Below are 23580 nucleotides of genomic sequence, written 5' to 3'. Positions count from 1 at the left end.
GATGCCGAACGCACTGACCTTCAGTCCTGGCGTCGACCTGATCACCGAGAAGGTCGCCGTCGTCATGCAGGATCGCCCGGTGGTCGGCATGTCGGCCTGGCTCAGTGATGCGGTCGCGTCGGCCACGACGGCCGGACGTGCGGTCCAGCTGGTCACGCCGAGAACTTCCCGGATCACCTGGCCGGTCCGGTCGACCCTGTTCAGCACCGCGTTCTCCAGGTGGGTGGTGACCGGCGACGACGGTGAGTACTTCGACGGGCTGAACGGCGTACGGCTGAAGTGGAACGGCGACCTGTTCATCGCTCGATCACCAGCAGTGCAAGGGGAGCAGAACGCGGACCTGCATCCTGACTTCGTCGTCCAGGAGCCGCCGTTCGGCCAGTTGCAGCTGACGGTGCGGGTGCGGCACAAGCCCGTTGCGAGCGTCGTTCTGGGGCGGGTCGCCGAGCGGTTGTTCACCGCGGCCTCCGGGTCCGGGCCGGCCGGTTGGTCGACGTCCGAGCCTGTGACTCAGCAATGGAGCACGGAGGCGCTGACCGAGTACTGCCGCGGCCGCGCTCCACAGCCGACCTGGCTGGTGTTGGCTGGTGCGCCCGAACCGGGAGTCGGGCCGTCGGTCGGCACCCTAGAGACCCGCCGTACGCGGTCCGGACTGGACGAGACCGTGACCCTGGCGGTCGCTCAGCCTGGACCCGAGCTCCCGGACGTCCAGCGGATCGGCGCGTGGGTCGACGAGATCGCCGACCACTTCGAACTGGTGTCGGCGATGGCGGTGGGTTCGTACGGCGCGGCGGACGGGACGTACGAACCGCGGTTCCTCGGGATGGCCTGCCCGATCGGTGTCGCCGCAGGGAACGAGGCGGTCCGGGCGTCGAGCCTCGAGAAGGTGCTGAAGGTCGAGGGCATCAGCCGCGCCTTGGCGATCGGACCCGCGCATACGCCGGCGGTCTGGTATCCGATCGGCGACGGGCGCAGCCCGCGCGACTGGCAGACCTACGCGAACCTGATGAAGAAGCTGATCCCTGGGGCCGAGCGAGGGCGGACATGAGTATCTACAGCCGGGTCACGGTGATCGGTCAGCGCAAGCGCCTGGATGCGGTGCTTCCCGCCGACCAGCCGCTCGGCGTACTGCTTCCGGATCTGCTGCGGATGCTGGACGAGCCGATGCAGCAGACTCCGCAACGCCGTTTCCTGACCACTGCCAACGGTGCGCTCGTGTCACCGGAGGGAACGCTCGCGTCCGCACAGATCATCGACGGCGCGGTACTGCGGCTCGCCGCCGAGGGTGAGGTGCCACCGACGCCGACCGTGTACGACGTCACCGAGGAAGCGGTCGAGGACCTGAAACGCCGGGGTGCGACGTTCACACCGAAGCACCGGCGCATCCTCGCCGGCGCGGGGCTGGGGTTCTCGATCATCGCCGGTGCGCTCTCGGTCCTGGTCATCGCACCGCATGCGGTGACCGCGGCGGCGCTGCTCCTGGTCGCCGCGATCTGTGCGTTCGTCGGTATCGCGATCGGCCGGGCCGGCAACAAGTTCGTCGCGGTCCCGTTGGTCACGGTCGCGACGGTCGTCGTCGCACTCGCCATCGGCTTCTGGGCACTGGACGCGGGCTGGGAGCTCGGTCTGGTGTTCACGGTCGGCGCGCTCTGCCTGTCCTTCGGCCCGATGCTCTACGCGGTCGCGGGGCTCGTCGGCGGCGGGGTGGTCGCTGGTGCGACGTCGGTGCTCTTCGTCGCTGTCTGGATGATCGGTGTCGGCACCGGGCTGGCTGCGGACCGGGTCGGCGCGCTCGCGGCGCTGCTGGCAGTCGTACTGCTGGGCATCTTGCCGCGGATGGCCCTCGCGCTCTCCGGGCTGCCGGGCCTTGACGACAAGCGTGCTGCCGGGCACGAGATCATGCGGACCGATGTGCGGAGTGCACTCAACGCGGCGCATCTGGGTCTCGCGCTCGCCACCGTGCCGATCGCTGTGTCGTCGGCGGTCGCCGGCATCATGCTGCTGCGGTACGGCTCTGGCTGGGCGGTCGGGCTGGCCCTGGTCCTGGCGTTCCTGCTCGCGTCGCGGTCGCGGCTGTACCCGTTGGCGAGCGAAGTCGCCGTCCTGTTCGCGGCGGCGTTCACGATCGTGTCGGGATGCGTGCTGATCGCCGCGGCCAACGGTCAGGGCGGTGCGCTGATCGCACTCGGGCTGCTGGTGCTCGTGGCGATGTTCTGCGCCTTCGGTCTCAGTTTCGCACCGGCGGAGCATGTTCGCGCGCGGCTCACACAACAGCTCGACTATCTTGAGGTCGGGGTGATCATCGTGATGGTCCCCCTGGCGCTGGGAGTGTTCGGCGTCTACGCCACCTTGCTGGACAAGTTCTGACGACCGGATGGAATGACTGATCCTGACTGGCAGCGCGACATGCTGCGCCGGATCTCGGCGGAGCAGCCGCCCGCGGAAGAGCCGGCTCACCCCGACGACGCGCCGCCCCCTGGGCAGCCGGTAGCACCTGCGCCCCGGCTCCAGCCGCAGCCACAGCAGCCGCCTTCGTACCCGCCGCCGGTGTACGAGCAGCAGCATCCGGCGTACCAGGAGAATCAGCCGCGTGCAGATTGGGGGCGGGCGGCGGGGGACAGTGGGGAGTCGGTGTTCGACAAGTTTCGGCGGGTTGCGTCTGAGGCGGCGTACTTGATCGGTGGATCCGGCAAGCTGCAGCATGACGTGGACCTGATCGCCACGTGTCGCCGTCCGATCGCGATCACCCGCCGGGTCGGCGTGACGAGCCCGGTGCTGGACGGTGGTACGTCGACGGTGACGGCGCTGCTGTCGACGACGCTGGCGGCCCAGCGCGCGGACCGGGTTGTCGCGGTCGACGTGGATCCGGGCGGTGCCGAGCTGTCGCGACGGCTCGAGCTGACCCGCGGCTCCGGCGCGATCGAGGGCGCGACCCTGGTCCGCAGCGACCCCACCGTTCCGGCGCTCCGCGCGACGCTCGCCGCCACGCAGAGCCAGGGCGCGCGCGACGTCGGGCTCGCTGTCGTGGACTGCCCGGGGAGCATGTTCGACGAGATCGCCACCGAGATGGCGACCACCGGGCACTGCACAGTGCTCGTCGTACCGTCGGTGCCGCAGGTCGCGAGCTACTGCCTGCAGCAGCTCGACCAGCTTGCGCCCGCCGGACAGGACGTGCTGCTCCATCGCGGCGTCGTCGTGATCGCGGTCGTCGACAGCTCCACGGCCGACACGGCCCGTTGGCTGCGCGACGCCTTCAGGCAGCGCGGACTGGACCCGGTGGTGGTGCCGTACGACCCGCACATCGCCGGAGCCTGGCCGCTGCACTCGAGCGAACTGGAGACCGAGACGCGGCGCGCCGTCCTGGAACTCGCGGCCCGCGTCGTCGGGATCGTGACGCAGACTGCCAGCTGATTCACAGCAAACCTTCAAACTGCGGTTCAATCCCGACGACGTTGAACCGTTCGGCCGATCCGGTCGTTTGACTCGGTATATAGCGTTCAACTATTTCGATCAGCAGGCTCTTGGAGGTCCAAATTCATGAGCGATGACACGATGGCACCACCCACCACCCCGCAGCAGGCCAACCCGGCGGCCGATGGTCTGCGCGACCGGAGGACAGTGCTCCGCTGCGCGGCGATGGCTGCGCTCGTGGGTGCCAGCGCGCCGATCCTCGCGGCCTGCGGTGGCGACGACGCCGCGGGCGGCGGTACGACGCCGTCCGCGAGCGGCTCGAGCTCGGCACCGAGTGCCAGCGGCAGCGCCTCGTCCAGTGCCCCGTCATCGAGTGCACCGTCGTCGAGTGCGCCGGCCGGTGGCGGTTCGGTGCTCGGCCCGGTGTCCGACGTACCGGTCGGTGGCGGGAAGGTGTTCACCGACGCGAAGGTCGTGGTGACGCAGCCGACCGCGGGTCAGTACAAGGGCTTCTCGGCGGTGTGCACGCACCAGGGCAACCCGATCGGCTCGGTGGAGAACGGCCAGATCGTCTGCCCGTTCCACCAGAGCCACTTCAGCATCACCGACGGCAGCCCGGTCAGCGGCCCGGCACAGACGGCGCTGCCGGCCGTGAACGTAAAGGTCGAGGGCGGCAACATCGTCGAATCCGCCTGACCCATTTGCTGGGCTGACCAGTCAAGTTGGTGGGTCCACCACGCAAGTTGGGGGTTCCCCACCCGGAATCAGGGTGGGGAACCCCCAATTTCATGGGTCAACCCATGAAATGGGTCAGGACTGGTCGGCAGCTCCGACGAACAGCAGCTTGTTCGGCGAGCCCGTGCCCGGGTCGCCGACCTTGTCCGCCGTCCCGTTGTCGACCAGCGCCTTGGCGACATCGGCCGGCGTGGCGTCCGGGTGGTCCGCCAGGTACAGCGCGACCCCACCGGCGACGTGCGGCGTGGCCATCGACGTACCGCTCATCTTCGCGGTGGCGTCCGGGTCGGTGATGCCGACCGAGGTGATGTCGACACCCGGCGCGAACAGGTCCACGCACTTGCCGAAGTTCGAGAAGTCCGCGCGCTTGTCCTGGTCGTCGGTGGCGCCGACGGTGATCGCCGAAGGCTCCCGGGACGGCGAGCCCTGGCAGGCGTCCGCGCTTTCATTGCCAGCAGCAACCGCGTAGGTGACGCCGGAGTCGACAGAGGCCTTGACCGCCGCGTCGAGGGCGTCGTCGGCGCCGCCGCCGAGGCTCATGTTCGCGACCGCCGGCTTCTTGGCGTTCTTGGTCACCCAGTCGATCCCGGCGACCACGGACTCGGTCGTGCCGGAGCCCTTGCAGTCGAGCACCCGGACGCCGAAGACCTTCGCACCCTTGGCCAGGCCGTACGTCGTACCCGCGATGGTGCCGGCCACGTGGCTGCCGTGCCCCATGCAGTCGACGCCGTTCTGGCCGTCGCCGACAGTGTCGGTGCCGACCGACGCGCGGTCGCCGAAGTCCTTGTGGGCGGCGTAGATACCGGTGTCGATCACGTAGACGTTCACGTTCTCGGCGGTGGTCGACGCCTCGTACTTCTTGTCCAGCGGCAGGTCTCGCTGGTCGGCGCGGTCCAGGCCCCACGGCGGGTCGTCCTGGCTGACCGTGATCTTCTGGTTCTGCTGGACGAACGCGACCCGCTTGTCACCGGCCAGCTTCTTCGCCTGGTCCTCGTTCATGCCGGCGGAGAAGCCCTTGATCGACGACTCGAACTGCTTGTGGACCTTGACGTCGTAGCTCGAGGCCAGGCTCTGTGTCGCGGCCCGGGTCTGGGCCCGCGAGTTCTGGCCGGCCAGTACGACGATGTAGCTGCCGGGGATCGCGTTCGAGCTGCCGGCGCCGCGGATGGTGACGGGAGCGGTTTGCGACGCGTCACTGCCGGCCGCGGTAACGGCGATTCCGGTGACGGCGAGCGCGGACGCAGCGACGGCACCCAGTAAAGCGCGCGGTCTGCGAAGGGATGGGGACATGGGCGGAACTCCCTCGAGTCAGCGCAAGGCCTTGTTGCCTCACGCAAAGGACCTGCGCATCTACCCTGGTCCACACGCTAGGGAGCGCGCCCATCCCAGCCGGGGGTCAACTCAGCCTTATGGGCAAACCCGCAATACGACCGCAATCTTCAGCTGGTTTGCCGTGCCTGGTGATTGGAATACTTGCGCGTCGCGAACTCGTACGCCTCCACGATCAGCGGGAGCAGCTGGTCCAGACCGGTCGGGTCGACGATCGCGACCCAGTGCTGAGTGGCATAGAACGGATGCGGCATCAACACGTCGCGGGCGGCGTAGTCGTGGCCCGAGTCGAGCACCCAGTCGGCGTCGCGCTCGGTCGGCACCGGTCCGAACAGCGAGGTGTACGTCGCCTTGCTGAGGCCGAGGTTGAGACGCCAGGAGCCGGGCTCGTCGAGCCGGGACACCTTCTCGTAGTGGTCACCGGTGACAATGGTGGCGAACGGCTGCTGCCGCTCCGGCGGCAGGACGCCCGCCGGGTCGAACAGGTAGAACAGGTCGTCCTGGGCCTCGAGCACCCGGACGCCGTCGTACGCGCGAATCAGTCGATCCAGTTCTTCAAGTCTCATACCTTCAAGTTTGTCATTGAAGCAGCAATGGAGACTTTCCTCGCTCGCAGCCTTCGTCGGCGGGTGCTGGAGGGTGTTTGTCGGCGGGCCGAACTAGGGTGGTTGAGTGGCTGATCCGTCCTCGTACCGTCCTGCTCCGGGATCGATCCCCGACTCGCCCGGTGTCTATCGCTTCAGCGACTCCGGCGGCCGGGTGATCTACGTCGGCAAGGCGAAGAACCTCCGCGCGCGCCTGTCGTCGTACTTCCAGGACCTGGTGAACCTGCACCCGCGCACGCAGGCGATGGTGACGACGGCCGCGAAGGTCGAGTGGACGGTGGTCTCGACCGAGGTCGAGTCACTGCAGCTGGAGTACTCCTGGATCAAGGAGTACGACCCGCGTTTCAACGTGAAGTACCGCGACGACAAGTCGTACCCGTGGCTCGCGATCACCCTCAACGAGGAGTATCCACGGGTGATGGTCGGCCGCGGCCAGAAGAAGAAGGGCGTGCGGTACTTCGGTCCGTACAGCCACGCGTGGGCGATCCGGGAGACCGTCGACCTGCTGCTCCGGGTGTTCCCGATGCGCTCGTGCAGCAAGGGCGTGTTCAACCGGCACCGACAGATCGGCCGGCCCTGCCTGCTCGGGTACATCGGCAAGTGCGCCGCGCCCTGCACGGGTCAGGTGACGCAGGAGGAGCACCGGCAGATCGTCGACGACTTCGCCGCGTTCCTCTCCGGGCAGACCGCGACGTACGTGCGCCGGCTGCAGAAGGAGATGCAGGCCGCGGCCGCCGAGCTCGAGTACGAGCGGGCCGCGAAGATCCGCGACGACCTGGCCGCCCTGGAGAAGGCACTGGCCAAGAACGCGGTGGTCCTTGGCGACGGCACCGACACCGACGTGATCGCGCTCAGCGAGGATCCGCTCGAGGTCGCGGTGCAGATCTTCTATGTCCGCGGCGGCCGGATCCGCGGAGAGCGCGGCTTCATCGCCGACAAGGCCGACGGTACGGCGAGCACCGGCGACCTGGTGTCCCGGTTCATCCAGCAGACGTACGCCGGCGACTCGGCCGACGCGATCCCGCGGGAGATCCTGGTCCCGACGATGCCCGAGGACGCGGCCGCGCTGACCGAGTGGCTCGAGGCGACGCGCGGCGCGCGGGTGGACATCCGGGTCCCGCAGCGTGGCGACAAGAAGGCGCTGATGGAGACCGTCGAGCGCAACGCGCTGCAGACGCTGACGATGCACAAGACCAAGCGGGCGAGCGACCTGACCACCCGCAACCAGGCGCTCGAGGAGATCCAGGCCGCGCTCGACCTGCCTGAGGCGCCGCTGCGGCTGGAGTGCTACGACGTCTCGAACCTGCAAGGCACCGAGGTGGTCGCCTCGATGGTCGTGTTCGAGGACGGCCTGCCGCGCAAGAGTGAGTACCGGCGGTTCGTGATCAAGGGCGTCGACGGACAGAACGACGTCGCCTCGATCGCCGAGGTCCTGACCCGCCGGTTCAAGCGGCTCCTGGACGAGCGCGCCACCATGACCGCCGACGAGGATCCGAACGGCGCCCTCATCGACCCCGAGACCGGGCGGGCCAGGAAGTTCTCCTATGCGCCGGGACTAGTGGTGGTCGACGGTGGTCCGCCGCAGGTCGCGGCGGCCCGGCAGGCGATGGACGAGCTCGGCCTCGGTGACATCCCGGTCTGCGGTCTGGCGAAGCGGCTGGAAGAGGTGTGGCTGCCGGACGAGGAAGACCCGGTGATCTTCTCGCGTACGTCGGAAGGGCTCTATCTGCTGCAGCGGCTCCGGGACGAGGCGCACCGGTTCGCGATCACGCACCACCGCAGCCGGCGGTCGAAGTCGATGGTCGAGAGCGTTCTCGACGAGGTGCCGGGTCTCGGTGAGGTCCGGCGCAAGACGCTGCTGCGGCACTTCGGGTCGCTGAAGAAGTTGCGGCTGGCCACGATCGACGAGGTGTCCGATCTGCCCGGTTTCGGGCGCCGTACGGCGGAGTCCGTCGTACTCGCGGTTAACGCTGCCGCAACGAAGGCGGAAACCGGCCGGGCTCCGTCGGTGAACACGGCCACAGGCGAGATACTGGGGGACGACGTCCCGGCGCCGGCCGGGACGCCTGACGGGGATCCAGGGAGAACTGAGAACTGATGGACGACACGGGCGGCAACCTCATCATCGTGTCCGGTATGTCGGGCGCGGGACGGAGCTCCGTCGCCGACGTACTGGAGGACCTCGGCTGGTTCGTCGTGGACAACCTGCCGCCGATGTTCCTGACCACCCTCGTCGAGCAGGTCGTCGGGACCGGCGCGGCACCGCGGCTCGCGGTCGTCGTCGACGTCCGGACCGGCCTGTTCTTCGACGAGCTGAGCTCGGCGATCCACGACCTGCGGCTGAAGGGGTACCGGCCGCTGACGTTGTTCCTGGAGGCGTCCGACGACGTGATCGTGCGCCGGCAGGAGAGCGTCCGCCGGCCGCACCCGCTGCAGGGCGAAGGCCGGTTGCTCGACGGCATCCAGCGCGAGCGCGAACTGCTCGGCGACATCCGGGCGGGCGCCGACCTGGTGATCGACACCTCGAGCCTGAACATCCACCAGCTCGCCGCGAAGATCGTGAACGCGTTCGGCGACGAGGAGAACGCCGAGCTCCGGGCGACCGTGGTGTCGTTCGGGTTCAAGTACGGCATCCCGGTGGACGCCGACGTGGTCGCCGACATGCGCTTCATCCCGAACCCGTACTGGCAGCCCGACCTGCGCCCGATGACCGGGCAGGACAAGCCTGTGTCAGACTTCGTGCTCGGCCATCCGCTGGCCCAGCAGTTCCTGCAGAACTACGTGGACGTGCTGGACACCCTGCGGACCGGCTACCTGAACGAGGGCAAGCGCTTCGTCACCGTCGCGATCGGCTGCACCGGGGGTAAGCACCGCAGTGTCGCGATGGCGGAGGAGATCGCCCGCAGGCTGCGCGAGAAGGGTTCACCGACGTTAGTGGTACACCGGGATCTGGGGCGGGAGTGACGCGATCGCCCCGGGTCGTCGCGCTGGGTGGGGGACATGGCTTGGCCGCATCCCTGTCCGCACTTCGCCATGTCACCGATCAGCTGACCGCGGTCGTCACGGTCGCCGACAACGGCGGCTCGTCCGGGCGGCTGCGCCAGGAGCTCGGAGTACTGCCGCCGGGTGACCTGCGGATGGCGTTGGCCGCGCTGTGTCGTGATGACGAGTGGGGCCGGACGTGGGCCAACGTGCTGCAGCATCGCTTCCGCAGCAACGGTGAGCTGCACGACCACGCGGTCGGCAACCTGCTGATCGTCGCGTTGTGGGAGCTACTCGGCGAAGCGGTCGACGGACTCGACTGGGTGGGCCGGCTGCTCGGCGCGGAGGGCCGGGTGCTGCCGATGTCCGCCGTACCGCTGGACATCACCGCGCGGGTGCTCGGGCTCGATCCGGCGCATCCGGAAGTGATCACGGAGATCCGCGGTCAGGCCGAGGTGGCGTCGACCGAAGGGCATGTCGTCGACGTCGCGCTGGACCCGGCCGACCCGCCCGCTTGTCCCGAGGCCCTGGTGGCGATCGCGGAAGCGGATTGGGTCGTGGTGGGACCGGGGTCCTGGTTCACGTCCGTCATCCCGAACCTGCTGGTGCCCGCGCTGTGCCGCGGTCTCGAGCAGACCAGCGCCCGCCGGCTCCTGACCCTGAACCTGGGGGAGCAGAAGGGAGAGACCGACGGGTTCTCGCCCGAGACGCATCTGGAGGTGCTGGCCGGGCACGCGCCGGATCTGCGGATCGACGTCGTGCTCGCCGACGCCGGTCACGTGCCCGACCCCGAGTCGCTGCGCCGTACGGCGGAGTCCCTCGGGGCCGAGCTGGTGATCGCCGACATCGCCGACGAGGACCGCGACCTGCACCACGCCCCGGACAAGCTCGCCAAGGTGTACCGGGAGATCTTCAGCTAGTCGAAGTCCGCGTCGACGTCCTTCTTCGCGGTGTAGACCTGCTTGCCGTTTGCGTCGTATCCGCGGATCCGGACGCTCTTGATGTCGGAGTTCCCGCCGGTCAGGCCCCAGATGTAGTAGCCGTTCGAGATCAGCGCGCGGGTCGGGCCCTGCTTCGGCAGGTCGACGACGAGCTGCGCGACGCCGTCCGGCACCATCCCGAAACTGAAGTCGTCGGCGAACTTCCCGTTCGCCTGGACGGCGCTCCGCGTGTAGTCGTACGGACCCTTCGCCGTGGCCGCCAGCATGTGGCACCACGCGTACACCTTCTTGTCGGGTGAGATCAGTACGGCGGTGAGCTTGTTGCCGGTGCCCGTCTTGAGTGCGACCTGCCAGTCCTTCGTGACTGGGCCGGCGGCCTTGTTCCGCGGATCCTGCGCGCTGCTTTTGCCGCTGAAGTAGATGTCGTCAACTCCACGGCATCGGGTGGTGATCTGCTCGTCGGTCAGCGGACTGACCGGCGGCGGGGGAGCGAGGGACTTTCCGGTCAGCGGGTCCTTCGTGAGTACGACGTTCGGTGTGATCGGCTCGGCGGTCTTGACCGTGACGTTGTCCGGCACGGACGGCCAGTGCGCGGTCGGGAGCGGCGGGCGCGTGTACTCGAAGATCTTGTGGCCTTGATCGTCGTACCCGCGGACCTGCCGGAGCCGACCGCTGGTCGAGGCGTCGAACCCGAGCGAGTAGAAGCCGTTCTCGCCGAGTAGTGCCTGCCGCGGTTCGATCTCGTCGTCGAGGTCGACCAGAACCTCGCGGACACCGTCCGGAACCCGGTTCACGGCCGTCCCGGTCGGGGTCCGGCCCGAGGTGGCCTCCGGCTTCGTGCTGCTCCGCCCGTAGGACTGCGCCTGCCCGACGCTCATCAACGTGCAAGTGCTGACGATCGACTGGTCCGGTGACAGGAACATCGCCTGCACCCGGTTGCCACTGCCGGCCTTCACGACGACCTTCCAGCGGGCGTCGAGCGGTTGTCCCTTGTCGAAGGCGTTGGCGCCGCGCTCGCGCAAGAAGTCGACGTACTCCTTGTCGGCCTGCTTGCACTGGTTGCGCAGGTTGGCGTCGCTCAGCTGGCTGACCGGCGGAGGCGCCTGGACGGCCTTGCCGGTCTCGTCCTTGATGATGCGACCGGTGCTCGGATCCATCGTGAGCCTCGGGCCGTCCGCGGGTTCGGTGCTCTCGTTGCGATTCGCCGACCACGTGGCGACACCAGCGATGATGACGCCCGTGGTGAGGACGGCGGTGGACGCCGTCGCGATCCGCGTCTTCCGCACGGAGCGCCGGGCACGCACGAGCAGATCGTCGATGTCGGTGGTCAGTGGCTGGTCGGTGTCGTCGGCGGCAGCGGCCAGCAGGCGTTCGATCTCCGTACTCATGAGGCGCTCCTCTCGGTCTGGTCGAGTAGTTCGCGGAGGCGGGTGAGGCCGCGGGACGTCTGGCTCTTCACGCCGCCGACGCCGATGCCGAGGATGTCGGCGGTCTGTTCGAGGCTGAGGTCGGCGTAGTGCCGCAGTACGACGCAGGCCCGTTGGCTCGGCGGCAGCGCGCCGAGCGCCTGGACGACGAGCATCCGGTCGTCGACGGTGCCGACCGGATCGGGCAGGGGCGCGGTCTTCTCGTCGGTGTCGACGAGCCGCTCTCGCCGCCACGGCTTCCTGGACTGGTCGAACACGGCCGTGACCAGGCATTGGTGCGCGTAGCCGTTCAGCCCTTGGGTGCGGTCGATCCGGTGCCAGCGGCGGTACACCTTCACGAGCGCGTCCTGCGCCGCGTCCTCCGCACGGTGCCAGTCGCCACACATCAGGTACGCCGTTCTGCGCAGCCGCCGGACCGTGGTCGCGGCGAACTCGGTGAACTCGGCGTCGTCCGGTGCCTTCATACCCCTCCTCTCGGAACGTCGTCGGGGTAACGCATTCAGTGCATCAAAAGGTTGCAGCTCTCGTAACGGATCCTCGCCACTTCCGTTGGAGTGATCGACGCCGAACGCGGCCTGCGGTTCGTTGCGAGGGCTGATGAAGCAACTAGGTCTGCGAGCGACCGGTGATTGTCGGTGGTCGATGGGAGGGTGGTGAGATGGCGAGGTTCAAGATTCCGGACGGTTGGGTGGTGCAGGCATACCGGTACGCGCTGGATCCCACGCCCGCCCAGGAGCGCGGCCTGGCCTCCCATGCTGGAGCAGCGAGGTTCGCTCGCAACCACATGCTCAGATTGGTGAAGGCGGTGCTGGACCAGCGGTCGGCTGAGAGGTCGTACGGCGTTGCCGAGGATGTCCTGACCCCAGTCCTGGGGTGGTCGCTACCGGCGCTGCGCAGGGTGTGGAACGCGCGCAAGAACTCGGCGGCGCCGTGGTGGAAGGAGAACTCCAAGGAGGCATACAACAGCGGCCTGGATTCCCTCGCGAGATCACTGGAGTCGTGGTCGAAGTCCCGTGGAGGCAGGCGTGCCGGGCGGCCAGTCGGGTTCCCCCGCTTCCACACCAAGCGTGCGCGCGCGAGCGTGCGGTTCACCACCGGTCCCCTCCGGCTCGAGCCCGACCGGCATCATGTCACCCTCCCCAGGCTCGGCAGGATCCGCACGCACGAGTCCACACGGAAACTCGCACTCCGCATCGAGAACGCGACCGCGCGGGTGCTTTCCGCGACGGTTGCCAGGGACAGTGATGGGCGTTGGTGTGTGTCCTTCCAGACACTCGTACAACGCACCACCACCCGTCCGGCGCACGCGGGCATACGGCACGCCGTGGTGGGTGTGGACGTCGGTGTGAAGGATCTGCTGGTGGTCGCCACTCCGGACGGCGCCGAGGTCGACCGGGTGCCTGCGCCCCGGAGCCTCGCCAGGGCAACGGTCCGGCTGCGCGCGCTGCAACGCAAGGCCTCACGCCAGCAGGGCCCGTACGATCCTCAGTCGAAGCACAAACGGTTGCCTTCCAAGCGGTGGCGACGCACCCAGGCCCTGATCGGGAAAGCCCACGCGCGAGCCGCGAGCATCAGGCGGGACACGGTGCAAAAGGCCACCACCCGGCTCGCCCAGCAGCACCTGACCATCACCGTGGAGACCCTCAACGTCTCGGGCATGCGGACGGCCGGCGGTGCGTGCAAGCGTGGCCTGAACCGCGCGTTGGCGGATGCCGCCCTCGCGCAGGTACGACGCATGCTCGCCTACAAGACGATCTGGTACGGGTCCAGGCTGGTCGAAGCCGACCGCTGGTACCCGTCCAGCAAGACCTGCTCGGGATGCGGAAGCCGAAAACCAAGGCTTCTGCTGGCCGAGCGCAGTTACGTCTGCGAACACTGCGGCCTGGTCATCGACCGAGACCTGAATGCCGCAATCAACCTCGCGCGACTCGGCGAGACTCACACCCTGAGTGAACGGAGTCCCGCCGGGAGTGGTCCGGTGGCCGGACGTGGAGCCATGCAGGAGACCGGACCCGCGCCAGCGGGCGACGCAGCAGGCTGTGAAACGTCAACCCCGCCCCAGCACCCGCTGGATCAGACGGGGACTGCCTCACCGCAAGGCGAGGCTGCCTGATGGAGCAAACCGACGTTCGCTTTCCCAGCAGGCAACGGTCTTTGACATGGGTGGGAGGATGGCCTTCATGGCGATGACAGCACAGGTGAAGTCCGAGTTGACCAGTATTCAGGTGACGAAACCGTGTTGCCGCAAGGCCGAGGTGTCGTCGATCCTGCGGTTTGCCGGCGGGCTGCACCTGGTGTCCGGACGCATCGTCGTCGAGGCCGAACTGGACAGCGGTGCCGCGGCCCGGCGACTGCGCAAGGACATCGCTGAGATCTTCGGTCACCCGTCGGACGTGGTAGTGATTTCCCCGTCAGGCATCCGCAAGCAGACCAAGTACGTCGTACGCGTCGTCCGGGACGGTGACGCGCTGGCCCGGCAGACCGGCCTCGTGGACAACCGTGGCCGTCCGGTCCGTGGCCTCCCGCCCGCGGTCGTGTCCGGTGCGTCCTGTGACGCGGTGGCGGCCTGGCGCGGCGCGTTCCTGGCGCACGGCTCGCTGACTGAGCCTGGTCGGTCGTCCTCGCTCGAGGTGACCTGTCCCGGCCCGGAGGCGGCGCTCGCGCTGGTCGGTGCGGCGCGGCGGCTCGGGATCGGTTCGAAGGCGCGTGAGGTGCGGAACGTGGACCGCGTGGTGATCCGCGACGGTGACGCGATCGGCGCCCTGCTCACCCGGCTCGGTGCGCACGAGTCGGTGCTGGCGTGGGAGGAGCGGCGGATGCGCCGCGAGGTCCGCGCGACCGCGAACCGGCTGGCCAACTTCGACGACGCGAACCTGCGCCGCTCCGCACGAGCCGCGGTGGCCGCGGGCGCGCGAGTCGAGCGGGCGCTGGAGATCCTCGGCGACGACGTACCGGACCACCTGCAGGTTGCGGGCAAGCTGCGGCTGGAGCACAAGCAGGCCAGCCTCGAAGAGCTCGGCCAGCTGCACGAGCCGGCTCTCACCAAGGACGCCGTCGCCGGCCGGATCCGCCGGCTGCTCGCGATGGCCGACAAGCGCGCCAGCGACCTCGGCGTCCCGAACACCGAGGCCAACCTCACCCCGGAGATGCTCGACCCCGCTTGATCGGATCGTTACCGACAACCGGCTGCCTGCTCCTTGCCGGCTCGGTTGGATTGCGCCCATGGGCACAGAAAACGAAGAAGAGCTGTACAAACGGCAGCAGATGGACGAGCGACTGAGGGTCGAGGAACAGACCCGGAAGCAGCAGGAAGCGCTTGCGAAGTTCCGCGAGGAGGAAGCGGCGCGAAAGGCGGCCGAGGACGCGGCGAAGAAGGTCAACATGGTCGCCGATCCGGAGTCGGCCGTCGCGAACTGGCCGGACGACGGGTTCCAGGCTGCTGCGCCGGGCCGGCTGGACGGGGTCAAGGGCGCACTCGGCATCGGCGCGGCCGGTGACGTGGCGTTCGCGCGGGACCTGCTGAACAGCGGTCAGGCACCCCTCGGCGGCGTGGCCCAGCCGGAGCCGACCGCCGACGGCGCGAAGGAAAGCGCGGCCGGGTCGCGGGCCGCGAAGCCGGCGCTCGGCCTCGGCTGACCGCACGGTGAGCCGGACTTCCGCCACTCACCAACCGGCCGGGTCGTGAGGTCCGCACGGTAGGCGACCGCTGGATGTCCAACCCGCGTGCGGGTTGGTGAGTGGCGGAGGTCCGGTCACCCCGGACCGAAGGTTTTCCCGGTGATTCCGGGGTTTTCGAGTCCGACCGGTTCCTTTTGGCGGAGGGCTCGCCGAGGGTGTGCGTGCCCATTCGCGCACGTCCTGTCCCGGATCGTGCGCGTCTCCCGCCCAAGGAGTAACGCATGAAGCGCATTCATCGCGCCGGTCTGGCCGCTACCGCGATCGCCGGTCTGGCCGTCGTCACCATCACCGTGAACGTGCAGGCCGCCCAACCCGGTGGCTCTGCCGCGTCTCCGGTCGCAGCCGCGCGGGCCAACGCCGCACAGCTCGGCATCGGCGACGGCGGCGACCTGGTCGTCCGTGACGTCGTCGTGGACGGCGACGGCAGCAGCCACGTCCGGTTCGACCGCACGTACCAAGGTCTGCCGGTCGTCGGCGGCGACGTCGTCGTCCACCAGGACAAGGCCGGCAAGGCCCGATCGGCGACCGGAGGGGTCGGCAAGCTCGCCCTGTCCGTGAAGCCTGCGGTCTCAGCGGCGTCCGCCACCGCCGCCACCAAGCAGAAGGCCGGCAAGCAGCAGCTCGTCGTCTTCGTCACGAACGCCGGCCAGTCCAAGCTCGCGTACAAGGTCGTCAGCGAGGGCCGCAAGGCCAACGGCGAGCCGACCGGCACCGAGACGTACGTCGACGCGCAGAACGGCAAGGTCCTCGACAGCTGGACGACGGTGAACGACGACCTCGGCAGCGGTACCGGCCTGTACGTCGGCACGGTCGGCCTGGACACCACGAAGTCCGGCACCAGCTGGACGATGGTCGACCCGGTCCGCGGCGGCAACGCGACGTACAACGGCGGCACGCTGTTCTCCGACGCCGACAACGTCTGGGGGACCGGCAGCAACTCGAACGCGCAGACCGCCGGTGTCGACGCCCACTACGGCATCGCCAAGACGTGGGACTACTACAAGAGCGTGCACGGCCGCAACGGCATCGCCAACGACGGCAAGGGCGCGAAGTCGTACGTCCACGACGGTGCGTACGTGAACGCGTCCTGGAGCGACTCCTGCTTCTGCATGAAGTACGGCGACGGCGACCCGAGCCAGGGGATCGGCCCGCTCGTCGAGCTGGACATCGCCGGCCACGAGATGAGCCACGGCGTCACCAGCCGCTCGGCAGGCCTGCGCTACAGCGGCGAGTCCGGCGGCCTGAACGAGTCCACGTCGGACATCTTCGGCACGGCCGTCGAGTGGTACGCCGCCAACAGCCAGGACACGCCGGACTACGTCCTCGGTGAGGAGATCTTCACCGACTACAACCCGGCGACGAACTACATCCGGCGGCTCGACAAGCCGTCGATGGACGGTGCCAGCGCCGACTCGTGGTCGAAGAGCGTCGGCCGGCTGAACGTGCACTACTCGTCCGGTGTCGGCAACCACTTCTTCTACCTGCTGTCCGAGGGCAGCGGCGCGAAGACGATCAACGGCGTCGCGTACAACAGCCCGACGGCCAACGGCGTCACGGTGAGCGGCATCGGGATCAGCAAGGCCGAGAAGATCTGGTACCGCGCGCTGACGACGTACATGACGTCGCGGACCGACTACCACGGTGCCAGGACCGCGACGCTGAACGCCGCCACGGACCTGTACGGCGCGAGCAGCGCGGAGCGGGCCGCGGTCGACAAGGCGTGGACCGCGGTGAACGTGCTCCCGTGATCGGGTGAACCTCACGTAGCCAGTGGTGCGAACGGCGGTTTCCGGAGAGACATTCCGGAAATCGCCGTTCGTCGTACCAGCAAGTGGTCTGGTCTGAAGCCGTGAAAAATAACCGGTGGTCTCATCTGGACGCTACCAGTTGATCGAGTGGGCTGTTGGGCTAGTCTTCGGGCTGTAGCGGCAGTGCCATAGCTAGTTCTGAGGAGACGCAGACCCGTGACCGTACGCGTAGGTATCAACGGCTTCGGCCGCATCGGCCGTAACTTCTTCCGCGCCGTGCAGGCGTCCGGTGCCGACATCGAGGTCGTCGCCGTCAACGATCTGACCGACAACCAGACCCTCGCTCACCTGCTGAAGTACGACTCGATCCTGGGCCGGTTCCCGGGTGAGGTCTCCGCCACCGACGACGACATCACCGTCGGCGGCAAGAGCTTCAAGGCGTTCGCCGAGCGCGACCCGGCCAACCTGAAGTGGTCGGACGTCGGCGCCGACGTGGTGATCGAGTCCACCGGCTTCTTCACCGACGCCACCAAGGCCAAGACCCACGCCGACAACGGCGCCAAGAAGGTCATCATCTCCGCCCCGGCGAAGAACGAGGACCTGACCGTGGTGATGGGCGTGAACCACGACCTGTACGACGCCGAGAAGCACACCGTGATCTCGAACGCGTCCTGCACCACCAACTGCATCGCCCCGCTGGCGAAGGTCCTCAACGACGCGTTCGGCATCGAAAAGGGTCTGATGACCACGATCCACGCGTACACCCAGGACCAGAACCTGCAGGACGGCCCGCACAAGGACCTGCGCCGCGCCCGCGCCGCCGCGCTGAACATCGTCCCGACCTCGACCGGCGCCGCGAAGGCGATCGGCCTGGTGCTGCCGGAGCTCAAGGGCAAGCTGGACGGCTACGCGCTGCGCGTCCCGGTCCCGACCGGCTCGGCGACCGACCTCACCGTCACCGTCGGCCGCGAGGTCACCGTGGACGAGGTCAAGGAGGCCTACAAGGTCGCCGCGGCGGAGGGTTCGCTGAAGGGCTACCTGACCTACACCGAGGACGAGATCGTCTCGAGCGACATCGTCACCGACCCGGCGTCCTGCATCTTCGACGCCGGCCTGACCAAGGTGATCGGCAACCAGGTCAAGGTCGTCGGCTGGTACGACAACGAGTGGGGCTACTCGAACCGTCTGGTCGACCTGGTGAACCACGTCGGCGCGTCCCTCTGACGTCTACTCCCATCACGTTGCGTCCGAAGAACTGTGGCCTCCAACGCACAGTTCTTCGGACGTTAGTGGTTGAGCTGAAGGAAGCTGAACTGTGAAGACCATCGAAGATCTCGGCGACCTGGCCGGCCAGCGGGTGCTGGTGCGCTCCGACCTGAACGTGCCGATCAAGGACGAGGTGATCGGCGACGACGGCCGGATCCGCGCGTCGCTGCCGACTCTGGTGAAGCTGGCGAAGGCGGGCGCGAAGGTGATCGTGACCGCGCACCTCGGCCGCCCCAAGGGCGAGCCGAACCCGAAGTACACGCTGGCTCCGGTGGCGAAGCGGCTCGGTGAGCTGCTGCAGCCGGAGGGCATCACCGTGCGGTTCGCCTCCGACGTCACCGGTGACGCGGCGCAGACCGCCGTACAGGATCTCGACGAGGGTGAGGTCCTGCTGCTGGAGAACGTGCGCTACGACCCGCGCGAGGAGAGCAAGGACGAGGCCGAGCGTGGCGCGCTGGCCGACGAGCTCGCGGCGCTGGCCGACGTGTTCGTCAGCGACGGCTTCGGTGTCGTGCACCGCAAGCAGGCCAGTGTGTACGACGTCGCGCGCAGGCTCCCGCACGCGGCGGGTGGGCTGGTGCTCGCCGAGGTCGACGTACTGAAGAAGCTCACCGAGGACCCGGCCCGGCCGTACGTCGTCGTACTCGGCGGCGCCAAGGTGTCGGACAAACTCGCGGTGATCGACAACCTGATCGCCAAGGCCGACAAGCTGCTGATCGGCGGCGGCATGGTCTTCACGTTCCTGAAGGCGCAGGGTCACGAGGTCGGCAAGAGCCTGCTCGAGGAAGACCAGCTGGACATCGTCCGCGGCTACCTGAAGGAGGCCGGCGACAAGATCGTGCTGCCGACCGACATCGTGGTCGCCCCGGAGTTCAAGGCTGACTCGCCGGCCACCGTGGTGGCCGCGGACGCGATCCCCGCCGACCAGCTCGGCCTGGACATCGGCCCGGAGTCCGCCAAGGTCTTCGCCGCCGAGGTCGCCGCGGCGAAGACGGTGTTCTGGAACGGCCCGATGGGCGTGTTCGAGATGGCGGCGTTCGCCGGCGGAACCAAGGCCGTCGCGCAGGCGTTGACCGAGGTGGACGGGCTGAGTGTCGTCGGTGGCGGTGACTCCGCGGCCGCCGTACGGCAGCTAGGCTTCGCCGACGACGCGTTCGGCCACATCTCCACCGGTGGCGGCGCGTCGCTCGAATACCTGGAGGGCAAGGAGCTCCCGGGTCTCGCGGTACTGGAAGAGGACTGAGATGGCCACCGACAACTCAGCTGCCCGTACGCCGTTGATGGCGGGCAACTGGAAGATGAACCTGAACCACGTCGAGGCCGTGCACCTGCTGCAGAAGCTGAGCTGGACGCTGCAGGACAAGAAGCACGACTTCGAGCGGGTCGAGGTGGCGGTGCTGCCGCCGTTCACCGACATCCGCAGCGTGCAGACGCTGGTCGACGGTGACCGGATGAAGATCAAGTACGGCGCGCAGGACGTGTCCACGCACGACTCCGGGGCGTACACCGGCGAGATCTCGGCGTCGATGCTCACCAAGCTCGGCTGCACCTACGTGCTGACCGGGCACTCCGAGCGCCGGCAGTACCACGACGAGACCGACCAGGTCGTCAACGCCAAGACGGCGAAGGCGCTCGAGGCCGGGCTGGTGCCGATCATGTGTGTCGGCGAGGGCCTGGAGATCCGGAAGGCCGGCGAGCATGTGGCGCACTGCCTGACGCAGGTCGACGCCGGCCTGGCCGGGCTGAAGCAGGACGACGTCCGCAAGGTCGTCATCGCGTACGAGCCGGTCTGGGCGATCGGCACCGGCGAGGTCGCGACGCCGGAGGACGCGCAGGAGGTGATCGCCGCGATCCGGGGCCGGATCGAGGAGACGATCTCACCCTCGGTCGCCGACTCGGTACGGATTCTTTACGGTGGATCGGTGAAGATGGCCAGTGCAGGTGGCATCATGGCCCAACCGGATGTCGACGGCTGCCTGGTCGGAGGTGCGAGCCTCCAGGTGGACGAGTTCGCCGGCATCTGCCGTTACCTGGACCTTCAGTTAGGCTACTCCTCGTGATTCTCGCTTTCTCGATCGTCGTCATCGTCTGCAGCCTGTTCCTGACGCTGCTGGTGCTGCTGCACAAAGGCCGCGGTGGCGGCCTCTCGGACCTGTTCGGTGGCGGTGTGTCGTCCAGCCTGGGCGGCTCGTCGGTCGCCGAGCGGAACCTGGACCGGATCACGATCGGCGTCGGTCTGATCTGGTTCGCCAGCATCGTCGCGGTCGGCCTGCTCTACAAGCTCGGCTGAGGGGTCGGTTCCCGTGGCTGGTGGTGGCAGTGCGATTCGTGGCAGCCGGGTCGGTGCCGGGCCGATGGGCGAGGCGGAGCGCGGCGACACCGCGCCCCGGCAGCGCATCGTGTTCTTCTGTGCGAACGGGCACGAGACGGCGACCTGGTTCGCGGTCGAGGCGGCGATCCCGGAGGAGTGGGACTGTCCACGGTGCGGTCTGCCGACCAGCACCGATGTGAACAACCCGCCTCCGCCGCCGAAGATCGAGCCCTACAAGACCCACCTGGCCTATGTGAAGGAGCGCCGCTCCGAGCAGGAGGCGCAGGAGATCCTCGACGAAGCGCTCGAGAAACTCCGCGCCCGCCGCGCCCGCGGCGAGGTCATCTTCTAGCAACTACGTCTGAGCCCGGACCGACCTGGTCCGGGCTTCGACGTTCCCGTACCCCCTGTGGTCGGGCGGGTGCAGCGCGCTAGGGTCGGCGCCATGAAGACGTCGATCGCGCCTGTTCGCTGGACCCCGCCGCCCGCACCGCCGGTGCGGCATCCGAAGGGCATCGACGTCGAGGTCGTCGCGCTACCGGGCGCGGGCCCCGAGGACACGCTGATCGACGACGACGGCAGCGTCCTCACCGGCTTGTACGACGGCCGCATCCTGCGCGTCAGCGCCGACGGCAAGACGATCACGACGTTGGCCGACACCGGCGGCCGCCCGCTCGGGCTGGAGTGGCTGCCGGACGGCAAGGTGCTGATCTGCGACGCGAACCGCGGTCTGCTGACGCTCGACAAGGACAACCGGATCACGACGCTGCTGTCCGAGATCGGCGGCCGCCCGATGCGGTTCTGCAACAACGCGGACGTCACCGAGGACGGCACGATCTACTTCACCGACTCGTCCACCCGGTTCGGTATCGACGAGTGGATGGCCGATCTCCTCGAACACTCCACGACCGGCAGCGTGTACCGCCGTACGCCCGACGGCGAGCTCACCCGGCTGGCGACCGGTCGCGGCTTCCCGAACGGCGTGGCGCTCAGCAGCGACCGCCGTAGCCTCTTCTGGGCCGAGACCGCGACGTACGGGCTGTACAAGCTCGATCTCACGACCGAGGGCGCCGAGCCGGTGCAGATCGCGGAGATCCCGGGCCTGCCGGACAACATCGCCCGCGGCTCGGACGGCCTGATCTGGGTCGCGGTCGGCTCGCCGCGCAACGCCGTACTCGATCTGCTGCTGCCCAAGCATCCGGTGCTCCGCAAGGTGGTGTGGGCGTTGCCGGACGCGCTGAAGCCGAAGGCCGCGGACATCATCGAGATCCAGGCGTACGACGAGACCGGCGAACTGATCCACGACCTGCGCGCCAAGCACCCGAGCTTCCACATGCCCACCGGCGTCCGCGAGCGCGACGGAAAGGTGTGGCTAGGAAGCATCGGCACGAGCTCCCTAGCCACGTTCCCGACGCCTACTTCTTAGGCACCTCGTCCTGCTTGTCGCCGTTGCCGCTGACCACCAGCGTGAAGTCCTCGCCGTGGTTGCTGACCCCTTCGATGACCGCAGCCTCGACCGCCTCCGAGCCGATCTCGCTGCGCAGCATCAAGGGATCCGTGCGCAGGTCCTTGGCCAGCGCGATCGCCAGCCCGACCATCACGACCGCGAACGGCAACGCCGCGACGATCGTGAGGTTCTGCAGGCCTTGCAAGGCGTCGGCGCCACCTCCGCCGGCGAGCAGCATGACCGCCGCCACCGCACCGGTCAGCACGCCCCAGAAGATCACCAGCGGCTTCTTCGGCTCGATCGCACCGCGCTCGGACAACGTGCCCATGACGATCGAGGCGGCGTCCGCACCGGACACGAAGAAGATCGCGACCAGCAGGACGACGATGACCGTCGTGACCGCGCTCAGCGGGATGTGGTCGAGCATGCCGAACAGCTGACCCTCGGTCGTCGACGCGCCGGCGATGTCCGTACCGCCACGCTGGATGTCGATCGCCGTACCGCCGAAGATGCAGAACCACAGCACGCTGACCAGTGACGGCACCAGCAGTACGCCGGTGACGAACTGCCGGATCGTGCGGCCGCGGCTGATCCGCGCGATGAACATGCCGACGAACGGCGTCCACGAGATCCACCAGGCCCAGTAGAAGACGGTCCAGCCGGACAGCCAGGTGGCCATCGCGTCGCCGCCGCTGGCCTCGGTCCGCGCGGCCATGTCGGCCAGGTCGCGGAAGTAGTCGCCGATCGCGGTCGGCACCAGGTTCAGGATCAGCACCGTCGGGCCGACCACGAACACGAAGACCGCGAGGACGACGGCCAGCACCATGTTGATGTTCGAGAGCCACTGGATGCCCTTCGCTACGCCGGACACCGCCGAGGCCACGAAGGCCGCGGTGAGTACGGCGATCACGCCGACCATGACGCCGTTCCCGGTCTTGTCCAGCCAGCCGAGGATCCGGACGCCGGAGCCGATCTGCAGCGCGCCGAGTCCGAGCGAGGCGGCCGACCCGAACAGGGTCGCGAAGATCGCCAGACCGTCGATCACCTTGCCGATCGGTCCTTCGGTACGGCGTCCCAGCAGCGGAGCGAACGCCGCGCTGATCAGCTGCGACCGCCCGCGCCGGAACGTGCCGTACGCGATCGCGATGCCGACCACGGCGTAGATCGCCCACGGGTGCAGGGTCCAGTGGAACAACGTGGTCGCCATCGCGGTCTCGAGGGCCTCAGGCGACCCGCCCTGGACGGTGCCGGGCGGGGGACTGGTGAAGTGCGAGAGCGGCTCGCTGACGCCGAAGAACATCAGGCCGATGCCCATGCCGGCGCTGAACATCATCGCGACCCAGGACACGGTCTTGAACTCGGGCTTCTCGTCGTCCCGGCCGAGCGGGATCCGCCCGTACCGTCCGGCGGCGAGCCAGATCACGTAGACGACGAAGCCGGAGGCCAGCAGGACGAACAGCCAGCCGGTGTTCTGCTCGACCCATCCGAGGGCCGAGGTGGACGCCGTACCGAGACCGGCGGCGTCGGCGATGCCCCAGGCGACGAAGGCCAGGGAGATGACCGCGGTGACACCGAAGGTGATGCGGTCGAGTCCGGCGCCGCGACTTCGGCTGCCGGGTGGTGGCGGGGTTGCGATCGCGGGATGTGGTGCGGGGTCTTGAGTGTCTGCCTGGTTGTCGATATCGATCGCCACAGGTAAG

General features: G+C 68.4%; 22 protein-coding genes. 17 read left to right on the top strand and 5 right to left on the bottom strand.

Annotation, left to right across the window (positions count from 1 at the left end):
• Position 1 precedes the first annotated feature (1 nt).
• The 4 genes from E0H45_RS16920 to E0H45_RS16905 all read left to right on the top strand — a co-directional run bounded on the left by E0H45_RS16920 (position 2) and on the right by E0H45_RS16905 (position 4107).
• Positions 2–1048 carry a DUF6177 family protein gene (locus E0H45_RS16920; protein WP_131338326.1) on the top strand — a complete coding sequence of 349 codons (1047 nt, stop codon included), beginning with the start codon at positions 2–4 and terminating at the stop codon, positions 1046–1048.
• Positions 1045–2367, top strand: coding sequence for an EsaB/YukD family protein (locus tag E0H45_RS16915; protein WP_131338324.1), 1323 nt, complete (start codon positions 1045–1047; stop codon positions 2365–2367). The genes E0H45_RS16920 and E0H45_RS16915 overlap by 4 nt, the downstream gene beginning before the upstream one ends.
• 12 nt (positions 2368–2379) lie before the next feature.
• Positions 2380–3411: a MinD/ParA family ATP-binding protein gene (locus E0H45_RS16910; protein ID WP_131338322.1), complete on the top strand. Its 1032-nt coding sequence runs from the start codon at positions 2380–2382 to the stop codon at positions 3409–3411.
• 126 nt (positions 3412–3537) lie between these two features.
• On the top strand, positions 3538–4107 hold the full coding sequence (locus tag E0H45_RS16905; RefSeq protein WP_238155053.1) for a Rieske (2Fe-2S) protein: 570 nt from the start codon (positions 3538–3540) through the stop codon (positions 4105–4107).
• A gap of 114 nt (positions 4108–4221) precedes the next feature.
• On the opposite strand, the gene E0H45_RS16900 is transcribed toward E0H45_RS16905, so the two are convergent.
• On the bottom strand, positions 4222–5436 hold the full coding sequence (locus E0H45_RS16900; protein WP_131338320.1) for a S8 family peptidase: 1215 nt from the start codon (positions 5434–5436) through the stop codon (positions 4222–4224).
• 149 nt (positions 5437–5585) lie between these two features.
• Complete coding sequence (locus tag E0H45_RS16895) at positions 5586–6041, bottom strand: DUF6194 family protein (RefSeq protein WP_131338318.1); 456 nt, start codon at positions 6039–6041, stop codon at positions 5586–5588.
• A 106-nt stretch (positions 6042–6147) separates the two neighbouring features.
• Here E0H45_RS16895 and uvrC point away from each other — a divergent pair, with 106 nt between their 5' ends.
• Genes uvrC through E0H45_RS16880 form a run of 3 tightly spaced genes read left to right on the top strand, consistent with a single transcriptional unit; the run spans position 6148 to position 9982 of the window.
• Positions 6148–8178, top strand: a complete 2031-nt coding sequence (gene uvrC, locus E0H45_RS16890) for an excinuclease ABC subunit UvrC (protein WP_131338316.1) — start codon at positions 6148–6150, stop codon at positions 8176–8178.
• On the top strand, positions 8178–9044 hold the full coding sequence (rapZ, locus tag E0H45_RS16885) for an RNase adapter RapZ (protein ID WP_131338314.1): 867 nt from the start codon (positions 8178–8180) through the stop codon (positions 9042–9044). Before uvrC ends, rapZ begins: the two co-directional genes overlap by 1 nt.
• Entirely contained in the window at positions 9041–9982 is a 942-nt protein-coding gene (locus E0H45_RS16880) for a gluconeogenesis factor YvcK family protein (protein WP_131338312.1), read from the top strand. Before rapZ ends, E0H45_RS16880 begins: the two co-directional genes overlap by 4 nt.
• Here E0H45_RS16880 and E0H45_RS16875 read toward each other — a convergent pair.
• The gene (locus tag E0H45_RS16875) at positions 9979–11391 is read right to left on the bottom strand and encodes a hypothetical protein (protein ID WP_131338310.1); all 1413 of its coding nucleotides are present in this window, start codon (positions 11389–11391) and stop codon (positions 9979–9981) included. The two genes, E0H45_RS16880 and E0H45_RS16875, sit on opposite strands and share 4 nt — an antisense overlap.
• The gene (locus tag E0H45_RS16870; RefSeq protein ID WP_131338308.1) at positions 11388–11894 is read right to left on the bottom strand and encodes a SigE family RNA polymerase sigma factor; all 507 of its coding nucleotides are present in this window, start codon (positions 11892–11894) and stop codon (positions 11388–11390) included. The genes E0H45_RS16875 and E0H45_RS16870 overlap by 4 nt, the downstream gene beginning before the upstream one ends.
• Before the next feature lie 194 nt (positions 11895–12088).
• On the opposite strand from E0H45_RS16870, the gene tnpB reads away from it, so the two are divergent.
• The 10 genes from tnpB to E0H45_RS16820 all read left to right on the top strand — a co-directional run bounded on the left by tnpB (position 12089) and on the right by E0H45_RS16820 (position 21859).
• Positions 12089–13543 (top strand): IS607 family element RNA-guided endonuclease TnpB, encoded by a 1455-nt coding sequence (gene tnpB, locus E0H45_RS16865; protein ID WP_131338306.1) that lies wholly within the window; start codon positions 12089–12091, stop codon positions 13541–13543.
• Between the two features lie 67 nt (positions 13544–13610).
• Positions 13611–14594 (top strand): DNA-binding protein WhiA, encoded by a 984-nt coding sequence (gene whiA, locus E0H45_RS16860; RefSeq protein WP_130448357.1) that lies wholly within the window; start codon positions 13611–13613, stop codon positions 14592–14594.
• A 58-nt stretch (positions 14595–14652) separates the two neighbouring features.
• On the top strand, positions 14653–15066 hold the full coding sequence (locus E0H45_RS16855) for a hypothetical protein (protein ID WP_131338304.1): 414 nt from the start codon (positions 14653–14655) through the stop codon (positions 15064–15066).
• 263 nt (positions 15067–15329) lie between these two features.
• Positions 15330–16856, top strand: coding sequence for a M4 family metallopeptidase (locus tag E0H45_RS16850; protein WP_131338302.1), 1527 nt, complete (start codon positions 15330–15332; stop codon positions 16854–16856).
• Positions 16857–17072: 216 nt separating this feature from the next.
• Positions 17073–18080, top strand: coding sequence for a type I glyceraldehyde-3-phosphate dehydrogenase (gene gap / locus E0H45_RS16845; RefSeq protein ID WP_131338300.1), 1008 nt, complete (start codon positions 17073–17075; stop codon positions 18078–18080).
• 91 nt (positions 18081–18171) lie between these two features.
• Positions 18172–19365 carry a phosphoglycerate kinase gene (locus tag E0H45_RS16840; protein ID WP_131338298.1) on the top strand — a complete coding sequence of 398 codons (1194 nt, stop codon included), beginning with the start codon at positions 18172–18174 and terminating at the stop codon, positions 19363–19365.
• A gap of 1 nt (position 19366) precedes the next feature.
• Positions 19367–20182 (top strand): triose-phosphate isomerase, encoded by an 816-nt coding sequence (gene tpiA / locus E0H45_RS16835; protein ID WP_131338296.1) that lies wholly within the window; start codon positions 19367–19369, stop codon positions 20180–20182.
• Positions 20179–20412 (top strand): preprotein translocase subunit SecG, encoded by a 234-nt coding sequence (gene secG, locus E0H45_RS16830; RefSeq protein ID WP_130448352.1) that lies wholly within the window; start codon positions 20179–20181, stop codon positions 20410–20412. Before tpiA ends, secG begins: the two co-directional genes overlap by 4 nt.
• Before the next feature lie 13 nt (positions 20413–20425).
• Positions 20426–20785 carry an RNA polymerase-binding protein RbpA gene (locus tag E0H45_RS16825; protein ID WP_131296896.1) on the top strand — a complete coding sequence of 120 codons (360 nt, stop codon included), beginning with the start codon at positions 20426–20428 and terminating at the stop codon, positions 20783–20785.
• 93 nt (positions 20786–20878) lie between these two features.
• Positions 20879–21859 (top strand): SMP-30/gluconolactonase/LRE family protein, encoded by a 981-nt coding sequence (locus E0H45_RS16820; RefSeq protein WP_131338294.1) that lies wholly within the window; start codon positions 20879–20881, stop codon positions 21857–21859.
• Here E0H45_RS16820 and E0H45_RS16815 read toward each other — a convergent pair.
• Complete coding sequence (locus E0H45_RS16815; protein WP_131338292.1) at positions 21849–23573, bottom strand: BCCT family transporter; 1725 nt, start codon at positions 23571–23573, stop codon at positions 21849–21851. The genes E0H45_RS16820 and E0H45_RS16815 overlap by 11 nt on opposite strands.
• Positions 23574–23580: the final 7 nt, after the last annotated feature.

It is taken from the genome of Kribbella soli (assembly GCF_004331345.1).
GTDB classification, from domain to species: Bacteria; Actinomycetota; Actinomycetes; order Propionibacteriales; family Kribbellaceae; genus Kribbella; species Kribbella soli.
This window is presented reverse-complemented; position numbering and strand designations above follow the sequence as displayed.